Source organism: Chryseobacterium sp. Leaf394 (genome assembly GCF_001424105.1).
Classification (GTDB): domain Bacteria; phylum Bacteroidota; class Bacteroidia; order Flavobacteriales; family Weeksellaceae; genus Chryseobacterium.
The window spans coordinates 862,931-883,161 of sequence record NZ_LMQH01000011.1 but is presented as its reverse complement, the minus strand read 5'-3'; the positions used below and the strand labels follow the sequence as shown (position 1 = coordinate 883,161).

General features: G+C 35.1%; 16 protein-coding genes. All 16 read right to left on the bottom strand.

The window, feature by feature from the left end:
- Nucleotides 1-885: 885 nt before the first annotated feature.
- Nucleotides 886-1,608 (bottom strand): DUF2071 domain-containing protein, encoded by a 723-nt coding sequence (locus ASG21_RS08475; RefSeq protein ID WP_056078280.1) that lies wholly within the window; start codon nucleotides 1,606-1,608, stop codon nucleotides 886-888.
- Between the two features lie 60 nt (nucleotides 1,609-1,668).
- A complete protein-coding gene (locus ASG21_RS08470) occupies nucleotides 1,669-2,118 on the bottom strand; it encodes an SRPBCC family protein (protein ID WP_056078278.1) in 450 nt (149 codons plus the stop codon).
- Between the two features lie 108 nt (nucleotides 2,119-2,226).
- Entirely contained in the window at nucleotides 2,227-3,009 is a 783-nt protein-coding gene (locus ASG21_RS08465) for a fatty acid desaturase (protein ID WP_056078275.1), read from the bottom strand.
- Nucleotides 3,010-3,578: 569 nt separating this feature from the next.
- On the bottom strand, nucleotides 3,579-3,956 hold the full coding sequence (locus ASG21_RS20470) for a hypothetical protein (RefSeq protein ID WP_056078271.1): 378 nt from the start codon (nucleotides 3,954-3,956) through the stop codon (nucleotides 3,579-3,581).
- Between the two features lie 100 nt (nucleotides 3,957-4,056).
- The gene (locus ASG21_RS08450) at nucleotides 4,057-4,458 is read right to left on the bottom strand and encodes a hypothetical protein (RefSeq protein ID WP_056078268.1); all 402 of its coding nucleotides are present in this window, start codon (nucleotides 4,456-4,458) and stop codon (nucleotides 4,057-4,059) included.
- Between the two features lie 6 nt (nucleotides 4,459-4,464).
- Complete coding sequence (locus ASG21_RS08445; RefSeq protein WP_056078265.1) at nucleotides 4,465-4,809, bottom strand: hypothetical protein; 345 nt, start codon at nucleotides 4,807-4,809, stop codon at nucleotides 4,465-4,467.
- Between the two features lie 58 nt (nucleotides 4,810-4,867).
- Nucleotides 4,868-5,233, bottom strand: coding sequence for a hypothetical protein (locus ASG21_RS08440; protein WP_056078262.1), 366 nt, complete (start codon nucleotides 5,231-5,233; stop codon nucleotides 4,868-4,870).
- A gap of 96 nt (nucleotides 5,234-5,329) precedes the next feature.
- Nucleotides 5,330-5,833, bottom strand: a complete 504-nt coding sequence (locus ASG21_RS08435; RefSeq protein WP_056078259.1) for a hypothetical protein — start codon at nucleotides 5,831-5,833, stop codon at nucleotides 5,330-5,332.
- A gap of 116 nt (nucleotides 5,834-5,949) precedes the next feature.
- On the bottom strand, nucleotides 5,950-7,533 hold the full coding sequence (locus ASG21_RS08430; RefSeq protein ID WP_082482402.1) for a VWA domain-containing protein: 1,584 nt from the start codon (nucleotides 7,531-7,533) through the stop codon (nucleotides 5,950-5,952).
- Nucleotides 7,534-7,597: 64 nt separating this feature from the next.
- Nucleotides 7,598-12,124 carry a TonB-dependent receptor plug domain-containing protein gene (locus tag ASG21_RS08425; RefSeq protein WP_056078256.1) on the bottom strand — a complete coding sequence of 1,509 codons (4,527 nt, stop codon included), beginning with the start codon at nucleotides 12,122-12,124 and terminating at the stop codon, nucleotides 7,598-7,600.
- A 3-nt stretch (nucleotides 12,125-12,127) separates the two neighbouring features.
- Nucleotides 12,128-14,896 (bottom strand): hypothetical protein, encoded by a 2,769-nt coding sequence (locus ASG21_RS08420; protein ID WP_128414258.1) that lies wholly within the window; start codon nucleotides 14,894-14,896, stop codon nucleotides 12,128-12,130.
- 80 nt (nucleotides 14,897-14,976) lie between these two features.
- Complete coding sequence (locus tag ASG21_RS08415; RefSeq protein ID WP_128414257.1) at nucleotides 14,977-15,570, bottom strand: hypothetical protein; 594 nt, start codon at nucleotides 15,568-15,570, stop codon at nucleotides 14,977-14,979.
- 3 nt (nucleotides 15,571-15,573) lie between these two features.
- Nucleotides 15,574-18,126, bottom strand: a complete 2,553-nt coding sequence (locus ASG21_RS08410; protein WP_056078247.1) for a VWA domain-containing protein — start codon at nucleotides 18,124-18,126, stop codon at nucleotides 15,574-15,576.
- Nucleotides 18,127-18,137: 11 nt separating this feature from the next.
- Complete coding sequence (locus ASG21_RS08405; protein ID WP_056078244.1) at nucleotides 18,138-18,656, bottom strand: sigma-70 family RNA polymerase sigma factor; 519 nt, start codon at nucleotides 18,654-18,656, stop codon at nucleotides 18,138-18,140.
- Between the two features lie 173 nt (nucleotides 18,657-18,829).
- Entirely contained in the window at nucleotides 18,830-19,069 is a 240-nt protein-coding gene (locus tag ASG21_RS08400) for a hypothetical protein (RefSeq protein WP_056078241.1), read from the bottom strand.
- A gap of 26 nt (nucleotides 19,070-19,095) precedes the next feature.
- On the bottom strand, nucleotides 19,096-19,989 hold the full coding sequence (locus ASG21_RS08395) for a response regulator transcription factor (RefSeq protein WP_056078239.1): 894 nt from the start codon (nucleotides 19,987-19,989) through the stop codon (nucleotides 19,096-19,098).
- Between the last annotated feature and the right edge of the window lie 242 nt (nucleotides 19,990-20,231).

Here is a 20,231-nt window from a genome sequence, read left to right as displayed (position 1 = left end):
TTTGACACATAGTCACATTAGTTTAAGTTTAAATGATTGAGAATATTTTAGAGCACATGAGATTGAAAATCTAAGATTTTATGTGGGAGCGCAAACCAAGCAGAAAATCAGGATAGAGAATATCTAAAAAATAACCACAAAGGAGACAAAAGTTTTTTGACACATAGTCACATTAGTTTAAGTTTGGATGATTGAGCATATTTAGAGCACATAAGATTGAAAATCTGAGATTTTCTGTGAGCGTGCAAACCAAGCAGAAAATCAGGAGAGATAATATCTAAAAATAACCACAAAAGGCACAAAAGTTTTGGACACACAGTCACATTAGTTTAAGTTTAAGTTTAAATGATTGAGAATATTTAGAGCACATAAGATTGAAAATCTGAGATTTTTTGTGGGATTGTTTACTTTAGTTTTTTAACTAAAAGAAATCTGTGAGGGTAGCAACACCCCTGTTTTAATTAAAACAGAAAACTGTGAGAATACAAACACATGTGTTTTAACTAAAATGGAAATCCATGTGAATACAAACAGCGCTGTTTTAATTCTAACAGATTTGTGTGAAAGGATAAACAGTCTTGTTTTAATTTAAACAGATTTATGTCTAAATACAAACACCTCCGTTTTGACTCTCGTACAACTGCATTAAAGGACAAACACACTTGTTTTAATTAAGAGTCATTTGATTTTTAATTAAAATACTATTGTTTAGATTTAATATAACTTGATTTTAAGTACAAACATACTGGCTTGGACTCAATGTAAGTTTTATTTACATAAAAACACATTTGTTCGGACTTAATATAAAATTTGTTTAAATACAAATATTCCGACTCCACCCTTAGCTCTTCTTACCTTTTACTTGATTCTTAATGATGGCTCTCTTTACTTTTTCCTTGTCTCTTCCAATAGATACTTCTTCATTCTCACTTCAATTTCTGAGCCTTCAGCAAGCATTACTGATAAAGGTTTCTGATGATTGAGACATTCGAAATCTTTTCCGTAGACCTGTTTGAAATCTATTTCAAGCTGGTGGTTTTTTACCATATACCATTCCCATTTCGGGTGGCATACTTCGTATTCGGAAGTTTTTTGGCCTCTTTTGGTAAAACCCCAGTAGTGCTCTGTGATAAATTCAAACTCAGATTCGTCTTCCATCGTCCGGGAGGTGCTTTCGGCAGTGATTTCCATGGAGTACCAGTCTTTGTCTTTCCATGAATATTTTACAATCAGATCATCTTCGCTGTAATGCATCTGGTTTTTCATTTTCATGGTCTTGTAATTTTCTTTGTAAACCGAATTGGCAACGATGCTCAAGGCATATTTCGGCACTATTTCTTTGATGAAAACTACGCCTCTCTTCCACTCATTACCTTCTTTTTTCTTCACATAAAATCTCAGGTTGACCTCTTCGAAATTTCTGTGAAATGGAATCGGAAGTCCGAGCAATTTGGTATTGAGAAACATAAATCCTACCAGACTTACATAACATTTATCTTTATAGAAATCGAGTTCGGTACCTTTGGGAAGATATTTTGTAAGAATTTCGGGATCTACTTCGTAGTTGATGATGGCTAATTTTCGCCATTCGGCCTGGAGGAATTTCATTGCGTTTGGATTTGAGATTTGAGATTTGAGATTTGAGATTTGAGATTTGAGATTTGAGATTTATTGTTCAGCGGTGATTTTGATTAATTTATTGCGTTCGATGAGAAATTTAGTCATATAATTTTTCAGAAAAAAATAATTAAACAATTTACCAAAAATTCCAAAGGGAGATTCGAATTCTAAAATGTCTGTCATCACTGTGTTTTTGCCGTCCTGCCTGAAAATATGCTGATGTTTAAAGCATTTAAAAGTTCCTTTAATCATAATGTCTGTAAAATGATACGGCTTTTCCATTGCTGTAATTTTTGAAGTGTGGGTTTGTACAACTCCTAAATGTTTTGCCCTCCAGGTTACTGTTTCTCCCAATTCAATTAAGCCTGAAGTTCGGCCAGCGATGGCTACTTCTCCGGTTTGGAAAGTGGATTTTTGGTGGAGATCGATGTCTCTTGCGAGATCGAAGACGGTTTGGATGTCGGCTTGGATTATTGTGGTTAAATGGATTTTGGACATTTTATGTTTGTTTAGAAGACGCAAAAATTATAATGGAATTGGATGTTGTTTGATAGAATTGCATCCTATCCTTTATTCAGCCGTCCCGTTGGGACTTTTATGTTTGTTTTAAAATGTTTGTTTTTTACTCAGTTCCGGTAAAACTTTATCTATTCTTTCTGCCAGTTCAGGTAATTTGATGGTCGGTACAGCGGGGAAAAGATGGTGTTCCATATGATAAAACATGCTGAAAGTCAATTTATTTTTCCAGAATCCTCGTTGGGCTCTTGCAATATTTGGGTTGTCGTGAGTATCGTGATGCACCGTCCAGACTGCAAAAAATGCCATTAAAAGTTCTCCGAAAAACATAACTGCGTTATGATACAACAGGAAATCTATTTGAAAATAGAGTGCTACAGAAATAAAAACTGAAATTGAAATCAACTCTAAAATCAAATTACTTCTATAGTTTTTATTCGCCAGTTTAAATGTCATCCAATGGATTAAAAACATATGTTTCGGGCCGTATAAAATCGCCTGAAACCATTTCATTGATGCAGATTTCCCTTCATAATCGTCATCGGAAAGACAATATTTGTGATGTCTGATATGATTAAATTTTACAGCATGAATCGATGATAACATTGAGATACTGTTTAAATACATCGACAGCCAGGTCAGGAATTTTCCCGTTCCCAATGAATTGTGAAAGCCGTTGTGAACCTGCCTCAGAGCGGTCAGAAAATATAATCCGGAAAACGGAAGCGCTGCCCAGTAGTATCCTTTGTACGCGAAAAATAAAGAGATTAAAAGCCAAGGCAGACTGATGTTATTTTCAATCAACATCTCTTTTGTTGAAAGAGACCGCAGGTCTTTCCATTCTACTTTTTTTGTCAGTTCCAAATGATTCATTTTTTTTGAGTTTTAAAGGTTAATCTTAAATAAAAATACAAAACAGTCATTCTAAAATTATCTCTGAAATGGCTGGAAGACAGATCGGTTTCAAATCTTAGATCTTTTCAAATATTCTATAATCCTGGTTGAATACAGCAATTTGATTTTATAATTTAAGTTTTCTGATTTTTTACTGCTGTGTGCAGATAAAATAAGTAGAATATTAAAAAATAATAATAAATAAATCCGGTGAAAATGCTCAGCTGGAGCCAAATACCTTCTAATAAATACGAAAATTTAAACTTTGATTTTTCGTATAGAATATACATCCAAAAAGAAAAGGAAAACAGCAGATAAAAATAGAAAAACCATCCATTTTTGCGATTCACCATCAATCGCACTATCATGCTTGCCAACTGTAATAGGGATATGTATAGAAATGCTCTAATAAAAATAAGGAATTCTTTAGTGACAAAACCTTGCACAGTAAAACCTAAAAGTAAAATTATAAATCCAAAAATCTGAATTTTATAATCAATTTTCAGAATAGTTTTCATGGATATTTGTTTTAAATTTCAAACTAAAGACTAAAGCTTTAATGATGGATTTGTTGATTTATCCCGGCAATACAACAGATAAAAAAAGGCCATGACAGGACTGGTTAACAAGCCATAAAACGGGATAATAAAAAGCGCGTCTATAGTGATGTAACATTTTTCAAGTAGAAGTACAAGCCAAATCGGTAAAATCATTATTCCATAAATTTTGATAAAAAGGTCTTTCCATAATCCCAGAACAATCTTAACAAAATAGCTAGCCAGCTGAAATCCTCCGACCACGAAATAAAATTTAAACCAAACCTGAGCAAATCCATTATGCAACAGTGAATTGATCAATGCAAAGATTATATATCCGAAGAACACGGTGATTTGAACGTAGTAATCAATTTTCAGCAAAGTTTTCATGGCATTTAACCTTAAAAGTTGATTCTTTTTGTTTTTCCTCCAAAGTAAAAGATGAGGAAAAGATGAACGATTAGATTTTTCATTATATTAAATTTTAAAATTACAGTTGAGAAATTTCTTCAGTTTGCACTTTGTCTTTATTCATTGCATGTTTGCGGCCTTTAAGGAAGAGCAGTAAGTTTAAAAGCATCATCACGCCGAGGTAGATTGAAAATCCACCGATTTTTTTGCTTAATGCCACGACCAGTCTTTCAACAGTTTCAATCTGGAAAAACTCAATAATACAAAGGGCAAAACCAAGGTTGAGAAGGTAAAATCCAATTTTAAAAAGTGAGTTGGTTGCCATTGCGATGTCCTGTTTCTGATGAAAAATATCAATCATAAAAGTTTTGGAATTTTTAAACAGAAACTGAGAAACGAGTACAGTTAAAGTAATGACAATTGGCAGGTAAATCATGTACGCTGAAAAATTGTACGTTTGGGTAAGGATGGTTGCTGTCATGATAATTTATTTTATTGTTAATTTTTTTCTCAGAATATAAAGTGTAAACAAATTGATAAAATGTAATGCACAAAGGATTAAAACGATGGTTCCGATGCGGTTGGAAACGGTGTACAGCAATTCTTCGATGCTTGAAACTGTGCCCCAGAAACTCAAACTGATGGAAATGTAACCCAAATTAACTAAGTAGTAACTTCCGAGCAATATTCTGTTGACGGTGAGGCAGAAATCTTTGTCTTGAATCAAATATTCCAGATACAGTTTCCCTGAATTGAAGCATCTTCTGCCCACATCAACCGTGATGTACGAGGTGATGGCGAGGAAAACAATGTATGAAATAATGTTTAACATTTTATAGTTATTATAGTTTCAATAATTTTTGAAAGATAAGTTTAAATAAAAAAAGATTTTATCGTGTAAGTTTTGTTTCGTCTGATAACTTTTTAATGTTGATAAATCCGTAAATCAGATAATACAAATTGAAAAGTATACCATCGATTCCCCAAAATTTAAATATAATTTCTTTCCCAAAATCAAATTTGTAGAGCACAAAAGTCATGACGAAAAATACCATAATTCCGTAGAGATAATATTTGTTGAATGGGCTTTCAATTGTGGAAAGTCTGATAAAAAAACCGAATAAATTACCAACTCCAACAAAGAATAATGCCAGAAGAAAATCATTTTGGAAATATTGATAAGTAACACACAGAGTACTTCCAGTACTTAATAAAATTTGAAAAACCAATTCCGTAACTAAAATTTTGAGTTTCATGATTTAAGTTTTTAGCAGTTAATAAATTTTATTTACTATACTTTCAGTAATTTTTGAAAGTTAATTTGAAATAAAAAAGGATTTTTGAAGTCCTTTCTATTTCAATAAGTTGGTAATTTTTCCTACCAGCCAGTGATCATCGCTTTTGATTGCAAGATCCATAATATTATTAATTTTGCTGGTTACGCTGCTGAAATCATCCATCAGTTTGATAAATTCTTGAGCCTCTGCAGAATCGTTGTCTTCTATATTTTTTAATTCCTCCAGAAAAGCAACTACCGGTTCAATTTCTCTCTTTCTACGTTCTTTCGTGATTTGTTTAAACAAAAACCAGACATCTTTTTCTGCAGTAAAATATTCTTTCCGGTCACCTTTGATGAATTCTTTTTTCACGATTCCCCAATCCATTAGTGCCCGGAGATTCATGTTGGCGTTTCCTCTTGAAATTTGTAACAATTCCATTACCTCATCCGTGGAAAGTGGTTTTCCGTTGGCCAAAAGCAGAGCGTGAACCTGTGCCATCGTGCGGTTGATTCCCCAACTCGTTGCGAATATTCCCCAGGTCTGGATGTATTTTTCTTTGGCTTCTGAAAGTTGCATTTTCGTTTTATTAAATTTCTATTACAAATATAATAATAGTTTTTGAATTTTCAATAATTTTTGAAAGTTTATTTGAGATAAAAACAGACATCTTTGTAAATGTCTGTTTTATAAAATTATTTTTTTATTGATTTGTATTTTTGAACCAATTTTATGAATTCTGATCTGTAACCTTCTGCATCTCCTTCTCCTTGTTTTGCCAAAGTTTCAATCTCATTCAGTCCTTTCTTATTAATCAGTTTTGAATCTCTTAAAACCAATCCGAACCAAGCGACAGATGTCGCAAATTTAAAATCAGGACTTGCAGAAGAAATTCCCGAACCTGAATTTCTCACAATCTGACTGATCTCTGCACTCTTATCTCCATCCGGTTTTTTATATCTGAATTTCACTGTTGCCAATTCGTCGCCTGATGCCATTTTATTTTGATCAGCAGTTTTACTGTATTTTAATTTTTGTTCTTTAGGCAAAAACTCAGAATTTATATTGGCTGGAATAATTTCGTACAAAGCCGTTACCGTATGACCACTTCCCAATTCCCCGGCATCAATTTTATCGTTTTCAAAATCTTCATTTCTGAGTTTTCTGTTTTCGTAACCAATCAAACGGTAAGATTTTACGTATTTAGGATTAAATTCAATCTGAACTTTTACATCTTTTGCAATTGTGTAAATACTTCCGGCAAACTCTTTTCCGAGAAATTTACCGGCTTCCTGAAGATTGTCAATGTAAGCGTAATTTCCATTCCCCTTGTCTGCTAAAGTTTCCATTTTATCATCCTTATAATTGCCCATTCCGTAGCCTAAACAAGTGAGGAAAATTCCTGATTTTCTTTTTTCTTCAATTAAAGTTTCAAGATGTGCAACTGAAGATGTTCCCACATTGAAATCTCCGTCAGTAGCCAAAATCACTCTGTTGTTTCCTCCTTTTATGAAGTTTTCTTTTGCCAGCGTATAAGCCAACTCGATTCCTTCGCCACCCGCAGTACTTCCACCTGCCTCAAGTTTGCTGAAAGCTTCAAGAATTTCACTTTTTTCAGAAGCAGAAGTTGATGGTAATATGACACCTGCACTTCCTGCATAGGCAACAATTCCAACTTTATCCTGAGGTCTCAGTTGATTTAAAAGTATTTTTAAAGATTGTTTCAACAGCGGTAATTTATTTTCATCTGCCATTGATCCGGAAGTATCAATGAGGAAAACAATATTGGAGGGTGGCAAGTTGTTCATTGGAACATTTTTTCCCTGAAGTCCAATTTTCAACAATTTATGTTGAGGATTCCAGGGCGAATCGCTGTATTCCGTGTTGATTGAAAAAGGATCATTATTTTGAGGCTGCGGATAATTATATTTAAAATAATTCACCATTTCCTCAATTCTGACCGCATTTTTATCTACAGCTTGACTTTCATTGATCATTCTTCTGATGTTGGAATACGATGCGTTATCCACATCAATTGAAAACGTAGAAACCGGTTGATTTTTGGTGAGTTCAAAAGGATTTTCAATTAGAGAAGCATATTCTTCATCATTCTGATTTACTTCGATATTTTTTTCCTGTCCATCTGTAACTTCCTCAAATTTCATATCTTTAATATCTGAAGGAGCATCCAACAATATCTCCATACTGACCTTTTCTTCCTTTTTTCCGCAACTTCCCAATATTACTATTGTCAAAATTGCTAAACTTACTTTTTTCATAATTTTTTATTTGTCAATTGATTAATAGATAATTAATTGTCTGTGTTATATTTTTATCGTAATTCTACGGTTCAATCTTCGCCCTAATTCCCTCATTCCAAAACTTAGCTTCCGGCATATAATAAAGATATACATTACTTGCTTTCCCTGTATATTCTCCGGCAAATTCTACTTTTAAATCTAAATTCACAGTTTTCGTTTCATTCGCATCAAAGTGTTCCCAATACAAAACCAGATAGTTTTCAAAAATCTCGTAATAAGAAACCTGCTTTTTATCGACCATGTCTTTCAGCAGAGCATTTTGTAAAGTCAGACCTGCCGGAATTCCGATTTTTGCTGTCGTCATCGGTAAATCTCCGTTGATTTTATTTTTTACGGTGACCGTCATTCTGTTGGTCTCTCCTACTTTTGAAATTTCAGATTTCAGTTTCGTTTCTAAAGCCACCGGAATATTTTCACTTTTTGGAGGTTCTAAAGTGTAGTATTGATAATCTAATTTAAAAGGCAGACCTTTTTTACTTGAATATTCCATCTTCAAATCATTTTCACCTTTTCTGAAAGCAGATGAAAAACTGATATTTTTGTCTGAAACAACAGCACCATTTACTGTAATAGTCGGTCTTTCGGTTCCAAATAGTTTTTCATTTTTCGCAAAAAAAGCGGAGAGTGATTCTAAAGCTAAAGCAGTTGCCTGAGTAGAGCCAAAACCGTAATAACCATTAAAATTAATTAATTCATCTGCGGCTTCAGCAATTTTCAGTTGATTTGTCTTTTCATTTTTTTGCAGTGCCATCATGTACAGAGAAAGCGTTTCTGCATTGGCAGAAATTCCTCCGGATCCTGTAAATGTGGTCTGGGTCTTCACATTTTTCGATTCGTACTGCTGATTTAAGATATTGAGTAAAGTATTATAATCTTCATTTTTCTCTAAATTTTTTGCCGTATTTGCCATCAGCGCCAGCTGATAGGAATCTTTGCTTGCCAAAACTCTCTTTAAGCTGTAGTCGTAGTTCTGAAGCAACTCATTTTTAAAACCGAGTTTTGACAAGGCATATAGAACATACATATTTCGTGACCATGAATATTCGGAGTAAGCAGTTTTTCTTTCATACTCTTTTCTAACTTCGAAGAGTCCGTTTGCACCTTTTTTAGACAAAATAAATGACGTAAGATTCTGAGTTAATTTCGCATCAACATTCACATATTTCTTTAAATCTCTGAATTCCAGCAGAGCGAAAGCTGATAAAGCAACATCAGATTCAGTGGAGCCAAAATAGGAGAAGCCACCATCCTTATTTTTGTACGACAGCATTTTCTGATAGCCTTTTTTCAGATTTCTGATGACCGTAGATTCTGTATTTGCATCAATTTTTTTTGTCGCTTTTAAATAATCCAGAATAAAAATATTGGGATAAACCGTTGAAGAAAGCTGCTCAAAACAGCCGTGTGGCTCCCTTTTCAGTCTTTCGAGATCTTCAAACATCTGAAGTGCTGAATTTTCATAGACATAATATGAAGACATAAAACTTCCGTTCACATATTCCGGAACATCAATTATGTAGGTTTCGTTTTTATTGTTGATGATCGAAAAATAATGTGGAAATCCTTTCTCTTCAACTTTCAATGGTAAAATCATGGTTTCTCTAAAATCTCCTGATTTTACAGCAAACTGAATATTTGAACTGATGAGTTTATCGGTCTGCATGGTGACGAACAGTCTTCCCGATTCCAAAGGTTTCAACGTAATCAAACTGTCAGCTCTCATCAGTTTAATATGATTTGGAATGATGACATTCAGTTTTAAGTTTCTTGTTTCAGCTGAATTATTTTTAATCACCACCGGAATTGTCATTTGATCTGTTCTGGTCAGATATTGGGGTATTTTGGCATCGATTGAAATCAGACTTTGTGCAGCATATGTGGTTTCATCTCTTCCAATCAAACCTTTTGCAGAAATTCCTTCGGTCATTATTCTGAACGCTGAACTGGCATCAGACTGATAAAATTCTATCTGAGCTTTTCCGTCTTTATCGGTTTCTACGATGGGATTCCAGTATAAAGATTCACGGTAATCGTGGCGGTAAGCGGTAGTCGTTGTCTTGTATTCGGGATAGGCAAAATTTCGGCTGTAGGCGTAATTTGTGAGGCTGTCTTGCAGCACATTTTTGAGAGCATACTGAGAAATCGGGGTAATATCAAACTTCAAAAGAGCATTCTGATATTTTTTTGAGTTGATAATCACAACTCCAGACATTCCGCTGCTTCCATACACAGAAGTCGCTGCAGCATCTTTCAAGATCGAAATATCGCTGATATTTTTTGGGTTCAAAGCTTTTAATTCTGCAGAATTCGAAACTACACCATCTATAATATACAATGGTTCATTTTGACTTCCAACTGTTGCTGCTCCACGAATAACAATAGATTGAGTAGAAATTCCCGGAGTTGCGGATTCATTAATTCGTATACCGGATACCCTTCCCGCTACTGCAGAAATTGTGTTTGAAGAATTTATTTCGTCTGACCAGACAGTCTGAACTGCCGACGTTTGATCTTTTTTTCTGGAAATTGCTCCAACATAAACTACTTCTTCAATTCTGGTTTCTTTACTGATTGTATCTGCTCTTGAATTTACATACGCTTTATTTTTGATTAATCCTTCAATTCCCTGATTGGCATTTTGAGGTTTTTCCTTGATCTCTGCCTCTTTTATAATCTCCTCAACATCAATATTTTTCAGAATTTGTTTTTCTAAAGGATTGATTTGAAGTTTGTAGGATAAAAATCTTATTGTGACTTCTTTTTTTGGTTTTAAAGCTTTTGCAATCACTCTGTTTCCCTCTCCGGCAATAAGGTCTGAGAAGTAAAACAATCCATTGTCTGAGGTGATTTGTTTTTTCAGAGATTTTCCGTTGAAAAGGTAAACTTCAGCGGCAACAGGCTTTTTATTTTCGTCTTCCACAATTCCGTAAATCGGGTTTTTCTTTTCCGGAAGATATTTGTATTTGCCTGACTTTTCTACTTCGGGAATGATTTCAAAATATCTGTATCCATTCGTCAGCATCACCAGCTCTAAACTTTTTGTTGCTTTCTCTTCTTTTTTATCAAAATAAAACTGAGGTCTTTCAATTTTACCTTTCAGTTCAGAATCCATTAAAAGCCATGACTGAATGTGATTTTGCTTGTCGTCTGCATACGTCCATAATTTGTCATCAACAACGCTTACAGCAAGGTTTGCAGGAATAGGCTGATTATTTTCGTCTGTAGTTTCAATATTGACAACAGCTTTGTCTCTCGGCAAATAATTTTTCTTTACAGGCGTAACTTTCACCTTCATCTGCCTGGTTTCATTGGCGAAAACAATTCTTTCAGCAAGCGGAAGATTATTTTCTGAAACCGTAAATCTGCAGATTCCACTTGGAAGTTCCTTTTCTGAAATTTCAATTTGATTTAAACCTTTTTTTAAACTTAAATTTTTAGAATAAATCTCTTTCTCACGAAAGTTTCCGGAGATTATAACGTTTCTTCCTGAAGTTGAATTGATGTTTAAACTGATGATTTGGTTTTCTTTTTTTAGATTTAAAATAATTCCACCGTCTTTTGCAGCTGGAAGTTGATAAATCTGTGCAATATTTTCCGGTTTTAAAACCTTTGCATAATACTTTTCCCCATTTTTTGGATTTAAATAAAAACTTCCCATTCCAAAATTGTAGGCTGAAACTTCTGTCAGTTTCTGGTGATTCTGATTGTAAACTCCCAAAACTGCATCTACAGGTTTTTCAAATTCATCCAAAACTTTGAATGCGATATTCTGTTCGATTCCATTAATAAAAGTTCCGCCTTCAGGCATAAATTTCAAATCAAGATTATTCAAAACAATAGGAATATTTCTTGAAATTGATTCTGTAAACCCATCAAAACTGACTTTAATATTTAACAGAGCATCAGAAGATTTTAAAACTGTCGGAAGCTTAAATTTCAGCAAATATTTTCCTTCTTTATCGGTAATAAAAGTCCCTTCATTAATTTTTTCACCCTGATGCATTACCGTAAAATTGGCTTCATAAAAAGGAATTGGAAGATTGCTTAGACTTCGCATTGAGAAATCTGCTAAAACCTCCTCGCCTGCACCGTAGCCTTTTTTAGGAAAATCAAGTTTCATCAAAATTCTTGGCGAGACAATTTTCTGAAGTGTAATTTCTTTTTCAAAAACGTTTTTCCCGGTTTCATTCTGCATCCAGTCGGTGTAGGCTCTCATTTTGTAAATTCCGCCTTTCATCTCGTTTCCGAAGTAATAGTAACCTTCTGCATGACCGTTTGTAATTGCATATTTGTCTTTTTTAACAACGGTTCCGCTGGGATCCAGCAATTCAAAATTCACCACCTTCGACTGATCTGTGGGAAGTTGATTTTCTGCCTGAACGATGTAGATTTTAAAATACATTTCCTCACCAGGTTTGTAAAAAACGTGATTGGTCTGGATGTAGGTTTTTTCTTTTTTGAAATCGCTGAATTTCTGCTGGGCTTTTAAACTGAAGCTCATTAAAATGAAGATCAGAAGCGATATATAAAGTGTAAATCTGCTTTTCATAATTTAAAATTGAAATGAAACCATACATCCAAAACTTTTGTAAGACGGAAGATTGAAGAAATCCAGTCCGCGGCCGCTGTCCAAATCGTAAAAATTCTGACTTGGATCTTCACCGGAATTGGCCTGCCAAAGCATTATGTTATTCACAAAAAGAGAAACGCCCAGACTTCGTCTGAAATTCCCGACATCAAATTTTGCTCCCAGCGCAACTGAATTGATTCTCACATAATCGGCATTCTGCACATAACTTTCTGCAACGCCTGTAAAGCCGTAGCGCGTCCAGCGGTTTTCAAAAACAGACTGATTCGGATCATAAAAATCTACTGAAGTCTGATTGGGCATACCGTTGGCGTGAACACCTGGAAAGATATAGTTTTTAAGATTCCTGTCATCACCGGAAGTCTTGGAACGGCCGTAATAATCGAGCACCGCCTGAGTTCCGTTCCACAGTTGTCCGCCTTTTTTCCATTCCCAGTTGACGTCGAGGGTAAACATTTTATAGTTGAAAGTATGGGTAAATTTCATCACAAAATCAGGCGTGGGATCGGCAATAATTTTTTTACTATTTGATGCTACCGGAAATCCGAAATCATCAATAATGGTTTGTCCGGCGGCATTGGTTTCATAATAATTTCCTACAACAGCGCCCAAAACCTGACCTTCGGACAAAGTTTTGTAAACATCCTGAAAACCTGACAAAGCAAGATTATTGTATCCAGATACAACATTATCAACCACATCCCGATATTTGTAAAATGAAGCCAGATGGGTCATTGTAAAATCTTTTGCGATCATGAAATTCTCGTAAGAAGCATTCAGCTCAACGCCGCTGTATGTATGATCTGCAAGATTCTTCAGCAACAAACTGTTATTTTCAAACACCGGAAAAATATCGTTGGTAATCTTTCGTGAAAAATATTCAGCTCCGAAATTGAATCTGCTGTAAATACTGAAGTTGAATCCTGCCTTCGTTTCTGCAATATCAACTGTTGAGAGATTTTTAAAACTTTCAACCTCACGTGCCGGAAAATACTGACTGGCATTTTGAGCCAGAAACTGCGTGGTGGAATACGACGAAAACGAACTGGTAATATCTGGTTCAGAACTCTGATGAGTATAAGCCCCAAAAAATTTCAGACGGGTGCGTCGCCAATCGAAAATGTTGTTGAACTGAACGTACCCATTGACTTTTGGAAGCCATAATTTATTATTCAGAGAAGTGTTTGAGACATAAAATGAGTTTCCAAGATTAGCACCAAATTCAAAATCACCGTCATCGAATTTCAGATCATAATTAAAAATATAATCCTGCGAGCTCCTTTGGTAAAGGTACTTTCGGTTTTGCGAACTGTGAAAAACATCAGATTTTCTTTCGTTGACAATAAAATTTAAGTTGAAAATATTTCTGAAGTCATAGTCGCCAAAAGAGTAATTTGCAGAGACATTGGCATTGTAAAGGCTGTTGTTCTGAAGTCTGTCGTTTTTTAAACCTGAAGGAAATCCATTCGTTGACGGTTTGTAAACGTCCGTATTCCGGAACTGATCATTTTCGTAGGTTTGATTGACGCTGAAATTAAAATCATCCCATTTTCTTGAGAGATTGAAACTGTACTTTTTCTGATTTGAGAGAAAATTGTATTGATTATTCTGTGCAAAAAGAAATTCCGGATTATCACCCAACTGACTGTAAGTTCTTTGCTGGCCATTGGCAAGAAAGCTTCCCTGATTATTGGAAAACGAAATTGGCGTGAGCAGAGATTCCTGATAGGCACGGTTGAAAAGCGCAATTCTGTTTGTATTCGTCGCCTTTGTTTCATCAAAATCAAATAATGCCTGAACTTTAAATTTCAAAACATTTGCATTCACTTTTGCTTTAAAAGTATTGTTGATGTCGTACTGACTGATAAAATAGGTTTGATTTTTATGCTGTCCAAAGTCCATTGAGAACCGAACCTTTTCATTGTAATCTTCTGATTTTATGAAAGCATTAATCTGCAGCTGATTGTGAAAGCCTACGGTGGTTGTGAAAAGTGAATTGTCATACGGTTTTGCAGAAATCATTCCTAAAGAAAACGGAATCAGCTGACCGTTGATATCGTAATCATAGGGCTGAAAATTATAGGCCAATGTTGAAATATCCGGGCCGTAACTGAAAATTTCGTTGGTCTCGGGACCGCGCCAGATAAGATTTCCGCTCTGAGATCTTCCCTGCACATATCTGTTTTGGGTTTGCGGAATTGCATTTCGGTTTCTGACGTCAAATGAAGTATTGAAACTTCCGTTGATAATCAGTTTGTTCTGCTCCTGCTTTTTTATTTTTAAAGTATCGCCATTCTTCTGTTTCAGTTTCCTGATTTTATTAAAATAAAAATCTGAGTTTTTTGAAAGATAATAATCCGGCTTTGAAATACTGTATTCATCTGACCTGGGTTTAACGATAAGGCTGTCATAATCTTTTGATCTGATGGCTGACACAGATTTCTTCGGAATACGGTTTTCGAGAATATATTTTAATTCCTGAACTCCATACACAACCTGAATATTTTTACCATTGTTCCAGACAAGAGTATCGTACTTCTGTGCCTGAATAATGGCAAAACCCTCTTCATCAGTTTCCTCGTAAACGCCTGTATTTTTATTAAAAACTTTAATAAAAGCTTTAGGTTTTTTGTCTTTATCTAAAAATATTCCGGAATAATACTGCTGTGAATTCTGAGCAAACATCAGTTGAGCTGCAAAAAAGGGCAGAAACAGATAGATTTTTTTCATCATGAATAATATGTCTAAAAATAGAGAAAAAAAAAGAAATCTCCGAAGAAATTTCTTTTAGCTAATCTCACCAGTTTTTATTCTTAACGTAAACGAATTTCGTTTGCTTTTCTAACGTTTTCAGCCGTTCTGGTGAAGATTTTAAGATGAGTAAAAGTATTATTATGATCAATTTTGTCTAAATCAGAAACTTTAACCTGCATGATATATGATTCGTCCAATAGTAAATTTTCAAAACTTTCATTAATCATCTCACCGTCAATTGACACTAATATTTTGTGTCCACTTTTGATCGAATATTTTTTAATAAAATCCCGCATAGAAATCATCTCGGTCTTAGTTTTAATAATGACTCTCTTTTTGTCTTTACCAGCATGAAGGTCATTACTTTTTTCAATTTCAATATGTTCAATATTTTTCGGATCTATAACTCTTATAGTCTCAAAACATGCAGGATTTCCATTAAAAAAGGCATCAGGATACTCAGTTTTATTTACATCAGGATAAAGTATTTTCGGTTTTTTATCATTCATCGAATATGGCTTATGTGTCACGATGCTCAAATTCTTAATTTCATTTTTTAAAACATCCGCAACTTTCACTGAATCTCTTTCCTGAGCCAAGCTTAAAACTCCCATGAACAGGAATGCAAACCAATATTTAAATCTCTTTATCATAAATTATTTTTGCTGTGTGGTTTTAAATGTTTCCACCAATCTCACAAACTCCGCTCTATATCCATCATCATCGTTTCCTCTGCCCTTTTTTCCCAACTTTTCAACCTCCTTCAAATCTTTATTTTTAATTAAATCTGAATTTCTCAAAACCAAACCAAACCAAGCTACAGCAGAAGCAAATTTGAAATCATCACTCGCAGAAGATAGATTTTCATTTGAATTTTTCACTATCTGTACAATTTCCGAACTTGTATCGCCATCAGGTTTTTTGTATCTGAATTTTACGGTTGCCAGTTCATCACTGAAATTTCCATCATTTGTGTTTTTAGTATATTTTAAGTCAGATTCTTTCGGTAAAAATTCAGATTTCACATCAGCCGGTATAACTTCGTACAAAGCCGTTACAGTGTGTCCGCTTCCCAGTTCTCCCGCATCGATTTTATCATTTGAAAAATCTTCATTCTTCAGTTTTCGGTTTTCATAACCAATCAGACGGTAGGATTTTACGTATTTCGGATTAAACTCGATCTGAATTTTCACATCTTTAGCAATTGCGTACATATTTCCGGCAAACTCTTTCCCCAGAAACTTATTGGCCTCCTGCAGATTATCGATGTAAGCGTAGTTTCCGTTGCCTTTATTGGCTAAAGTTTCCATTCGGCTGTCTTTGAAATTTCCCATTCCGAAACCTAAACAGGTCAAAAACACGCCGGATTTTCTTTTTTCCTCAATCAAAGTCTGAAGGTCGCCTGTTGAAGAAGTTCCCACGTTGAAATCTCCGTCTGTTGCGATGATCACACGGTTGTTTCCGCCTTTGATGAAATTTTCCTGAGCGAGTTTGTACGCCAGTTCAATTCCAGCACCGCCCGCTGTACTGCCACCTGCTTCCAGTTTATCCAAAGCCTCGATAATTTTATTTTTTTCTTTGGCTGAAGTCGGTGGCAAAACCATTCCTGCACTTCCGGCGTAAACTACAATTCCGACTTTATCCGTGGGTCTTAACTGATCCAAGAGCACTTTGAAAGACGATTTCAATAAAGGTAACTTATTTGCTTCATTCATGGAACCGGAAACATCAATCAGAAAAACAAAATTTGAACTCGGCAATTTTTCCATCGGTAAATCTTTACCTTGAAGTCCTATTTTCAATAATTTATGCTGAGAATTCCAGGGCGAATCTTTGTATTCCGTGTTGATTGAAAACGGCTGACTGTTTTTTGGCTGCGGATAATTATATTTAAAATAATTAATCATTTCCTCGATTCGAACAGCATTTTTATTTACAACTTCACCATTGTTGATCATTCTGCGGATGTTGGAATACGCAGCCTTATCAACATCAATTGAAAACGTAGAAACAGACTGATTTGTCGTCAGCTCAAAAGGATTTTCAACAAAAGCATCATACTCTTCAGAATTCTGTTGCTGAATCTGTTTTGCCCTGTTGATGCTGTCTTGTACTTTCTGTAGCTTTTTAAATGCCTTTCTCTCTTTTCTTGAAAGTTTTTTGGTGGTCACTACGACTACTCCATTGGCGGCACGACTTCCGTACAAGGCTGTGGCGGAAGCATCTTTCAAAACCTGAATGCTTTCAATACTTTTGGGATTGATTTTACTTAAAGTATTTACACTTTGAGGAACACCATTTAAAACAATTAAAGGTTGGTTTGCTCCGGATAAAGTTCCTGCTCCACGAATGGTAATACTTTGATAATCTCCGGAATTCATTTTCAGACCATTAACTGTTCCTTTTAGAGAATTTAAAGCATTATTGTTATAAGGAGTGCCATCGAAATAGCCTTTATCGTTTCCTGCGATATACATCTGTGCAGGTTCTACAACTGTTGTTGACTTAGAAGTATCTTTATTAAATTTTATGTGTGAGGATAAAATTGTATAATCTCCTCTTTTATTGCTGAAATCATATGAATCGGTTTTAAAAAAACCATTATTAATCTTTTCAGCTTCATTTAAAGATCTGTTCTCAACATTAATTCTTTTTCTATTTGCTGAAGCTCTTAAAACCGCCTCTTCATTGACATTCCGAGTTTCGCTTTCATTTTCTTTCAAAACATTAGCACTAACAGGTGCCTCAGCTATTTTTTGATATGCAGGATCAGAATGATGACGCGGTAATGCAGGAGGGTCGAGAACAGGAATTGGAGGAGGCAAAACAGCTTCATACGCTACAATTTCAGGTTTCTGAATTTCTTTCTGCGAACTCAATTCTTTTTCTATATTAGATTTTATCAGGCTGTCGGTGGTCTGTACGTTTGATTTTATTTCAGGTACAACAGTATTTGTAGCAATTGCAGGTTTCTCAATATGAGAATTTTCATTTCTATCAATAAAATAGAAAGCTCCCAAACCAATAATCAAGCTCGCCGCAATTCCATAAGAAAACCAAACAGGAACAGTCCGTTTTTTATCCTCTTTTTTATCTAACTTTTCTTCAACTTTCGCCCACACTTTATCAAACCCCGGAAAAGTTGCCGGTTCTTCTGAAGATTGAGAAGCCTCGTTGAATTTTTTATCTATATCGTGATTGTTTTCCATTGTAAAAAGTTTTAAATGTTGTGATTAACCAGAAGTTCCTGCAGTTTTTTTCTCGCAAAATTCAGTTGAGATTTTGAGGTACCTTCGCTGATGGAAAGCATGCTAGCGATCTCTTTGTGAGGATAACCTTCGATCGCAAAGAGATTGAAAATGGCTCTGCAACCTTCAGGAAGAAAATTCAACAGCTTCAGAATATCCTTTTCAAAAGAGATACTGTCTGTGGGTGCTTCCTTTGACTCCACAAAATCTTCATCCAGAGAAATTTCAAGCGCTTTCATACTTCTCAATTTCTGTAAACACTCATTCACGGCAATTTTCTTTGCCCAGGCTTCGAAAATTTCATGATTCTGCAGTTGATTCAGTTTTGTGAAAATTTTGTAGAACGTGTCGGCTAATACTTCTTCGATATCTTCATCGTTTTTCAGATAACGTTTGCAGACCGAGTACAGCTTTCCAGCCATTTTCTCGTAAACCTTCCGCTGGGCGTTGCGGTCGTTCCGCTGGCATTCTATCAGTAGTTTGTGTTCCATAGTGTGGCTTTATACCTTAACAGATGCAGAAAATTGAAATGAGGTTGGAAACATTTAAAACTTTTTTTAAATATACTGAGTTTATTTCCTTTTTCTGTGATGAGCGATCAGAAAATTAACCTTTAAAAAAATAAAAAAGTGATAATGATTTAAGTTATCATCTGTGATTTTAATTAAAAACAAAAACCTCTTCCAGTAAGGAAAGAGGTTTCAAAAATATGATCTTTTAAATAAGTTGAATTGGATAGAAAATTCGTTTTTAGAATTTCTTTAATCTTTTCATTTAAATTAAGAGCCTGTTTAAATTTCATCAAAATTAACTTCCCCCGAACCTGAAAATTTTTCAAGGCATTTTTCCACCCTTTAGGGTTGAGGAAAAGAAAAATGACTTGGAAAATTTGTTTTTTAATCATTTTTTAAACAGGCTCTAAACTTAAGATCAATTCAAACTCCTGTATTCATTAGGGCTCACCCCTACTTTCTGCTTAAAAAGCCTTGTAAAATGCTGTGGATATTTAAAACCTAAATCATAAGCGACCTGACTGATCGATTTATCAGCATCAAAAATCTTCTCTTTTGCAACATCAATTACCTTCGTCTGTATAAATTCCTGCGCTGTTTTTCCGGTTTCCTTTTTAATCAGATCACCAAAATAATTCGCAGAAAGATTCAGCTCATCTGCGCACCAGGAAACTGACGGCAAACCAATATTCTGAGGTTTATCCGAAGAAAAATAGTCATTCATCAGCTCTTCAAATTTTTCCAGGATTCCTTTGTTGGCGTTGTCTCTCGTAATAAACTGTCTGTCGTAAAACCGGATGCAGTAATTCAGGAAGAGTTCGATATTGGATGTGATCAGCATTTTGCTGTGTTTATCAATAGATTGCTGCAGTTCGTAGGCTATTTTTTCAAAACACTCCATCACCAGTTTTTTCTCCTTATCCGAAAGATGCAGTGCCTCACTGGTGTGATACGAAAAGAAACCAAAATCCTGCATTCTCCTTCCCAATGGCGTGTTCAGAAGAAGGTCCGGATGAAAAGCCAAAGCAAATCCTGTGGGCTGGTAGACCTCATCGCTCAACACTTCAACTACCTGTCCTGGAGCAAAAAACACCAAAGTTCCGTCCTGATAATCGTAGGTATTATTTCCATATCTCAAATCACCGCATTTGGTCTGTTTCAGCACCACACAGTAAACATTGAAAGTCATTTTATGCGCGGCCCTTGGATCAGATTTAGACAAATCAACTACACTAACCAACGGATGCAGGGTTTCGTTATTATTAAATTGATTATAATCATTTATGGTATTGAAGTTGGCAACTCTGGACATCTTTTCTGATTTTATAAAACAAAATTAGACAATAGAAATCAATGATTTACACTTAACCGTCCAAATCAGTAAAAATGGTAAGAAAATCCGTAATCTGTATCATTCGGGCGTATCCCTTTGCATCCTCCGGCGCACAAACCCATAAGATGCAAGCGGGTCGGGCTATCCTCTATATCTTTTTTGTTTTTGCCAAAGCAATCTTAGGCTGAGCCTTTCAGGAGCCAGCGCAGAAAAACAAAAAA

What these genes read in the sequence shown, in the direction of transcription:
- ASG21_RS08425 (WP_056078256.1), bottom strand. Translation starts at nt 12,124, where the DNA reads ATGAAAAGCAGATTTACACTTTATATATCGCTTCTGATCTTCATTTTA.
- ASG21_RS08400 (WP_056078241.1), bottom strand. Translation starts at nt 19,069, where the DNA reads ATGATTAAAAAACAAATTTTCCAAGTCATTTTTCTTTTCCTCAACCCT.
- ASG21_RS08435 (WP_056078259.1), bottom strand. Translation starts at nt 5,833, where the DNA reads ATGCAACTTTCAGAAGCCAAAGAAAAATACATCCAGACCTGGGGAATA.
- ASG21_RS20470 (WP_056078271.1), bottom strand. Translation starts at nt 3,956, where the DNA reads ATGAAAACTTTGCTGAAAATTGATTACTACGTTCAAATCACCGTGTTC.
- ASG21_RS08415 (WP_128414257.1), bottom strand. Translation starts at nt 15,570, where the DNA reads ATGATAAAGAGATTTAAATATTGGTTTGCATTCCTGTTCATGGGAGTT.
- ASG21_RS08465 (WP_056078275.1), bottom strand. Translation starts at nt 3,009, where the DNA reads ATGAATCATTTGGAACTGACAAAAAAAGTAGAATGGAAAGACCTGCGG.
- ASG21_RS08405 (WP_056078244.1), bottom strand. Translation starts at nt 18,656, where the DNA reads ATGGAACACAAACTACTGATAGAATGCCAGCGGAACGACCGCAACGCC.
- ASG21_RS08440 (WP_056078262.1), bottom strand. Translation starts at nt 5,233, where the DNA reads ATGAAACTCAAAATTTTAGTTACGGAATTGGTTTTTCAAATTTTATTA.
- ASG21_RS08410 (WP_056078247.1), bottom strand. Translation starts at nt 18,126, where the DNA reads ATGGAAAACAATCACGATATAGATAAAAAATTCAACGAGGCTTCTCAA.
- ASG21_RS08475 (WP_056078280.1), bottom strand. Translation starts at nt 1,608, where the DNA reads ATGAAATTCCTCCAGGCCGAATGGCGAAAATTAGCCATCATCAACTAC.
- ASG21_RS08450 (WP_056078268.1), bottom strand. Translation starts at nt 4,458, where the DNA reads ATGACAGCAACCATCCTTACCCAAACGTACAATTTTTCAGCGTACATG.
- ASG21_RS08395 (WP_056078239.1), bottom strand. Translation starts at nt 19,989, where the DNA reads ATGTCCAGAGTTGCCAACTTCAATACCATAAATGATTATAATCAATTT.
- ASG21_RS08420 (WP_128414258.1), bottom strand. Translation starts at nt 14,896, where the DNA reads ATGATGAAAAAAATCTATCTGTTTCTGCCCTTTTTTGCAGCTCAACTG.
- ASG21_RS08445 (WP_056078265.1), bottom strand. Translation starts at nt 4,809, where the DNA reads ATGTTAAACATTATTTCATACATTGTTTTCCTCGCCATCACCTCGTAC.
- ASG21_RS08470 (WP_056078278.1), bottom strand. Translation starts at nt 2,118, where the DNA reads ATGTCCAAAATCCATTTAACCACAATAATCCAAGCCGACATCCAAACC.
- ASG21_RS08430 (WP_082482402.1), bottom strand. Translation starts at nt 7,533, where the DNA reads ATGAAAAAAGTAAGTTTAGCAATTTTGACAATAGTAATATTGGGAAGT.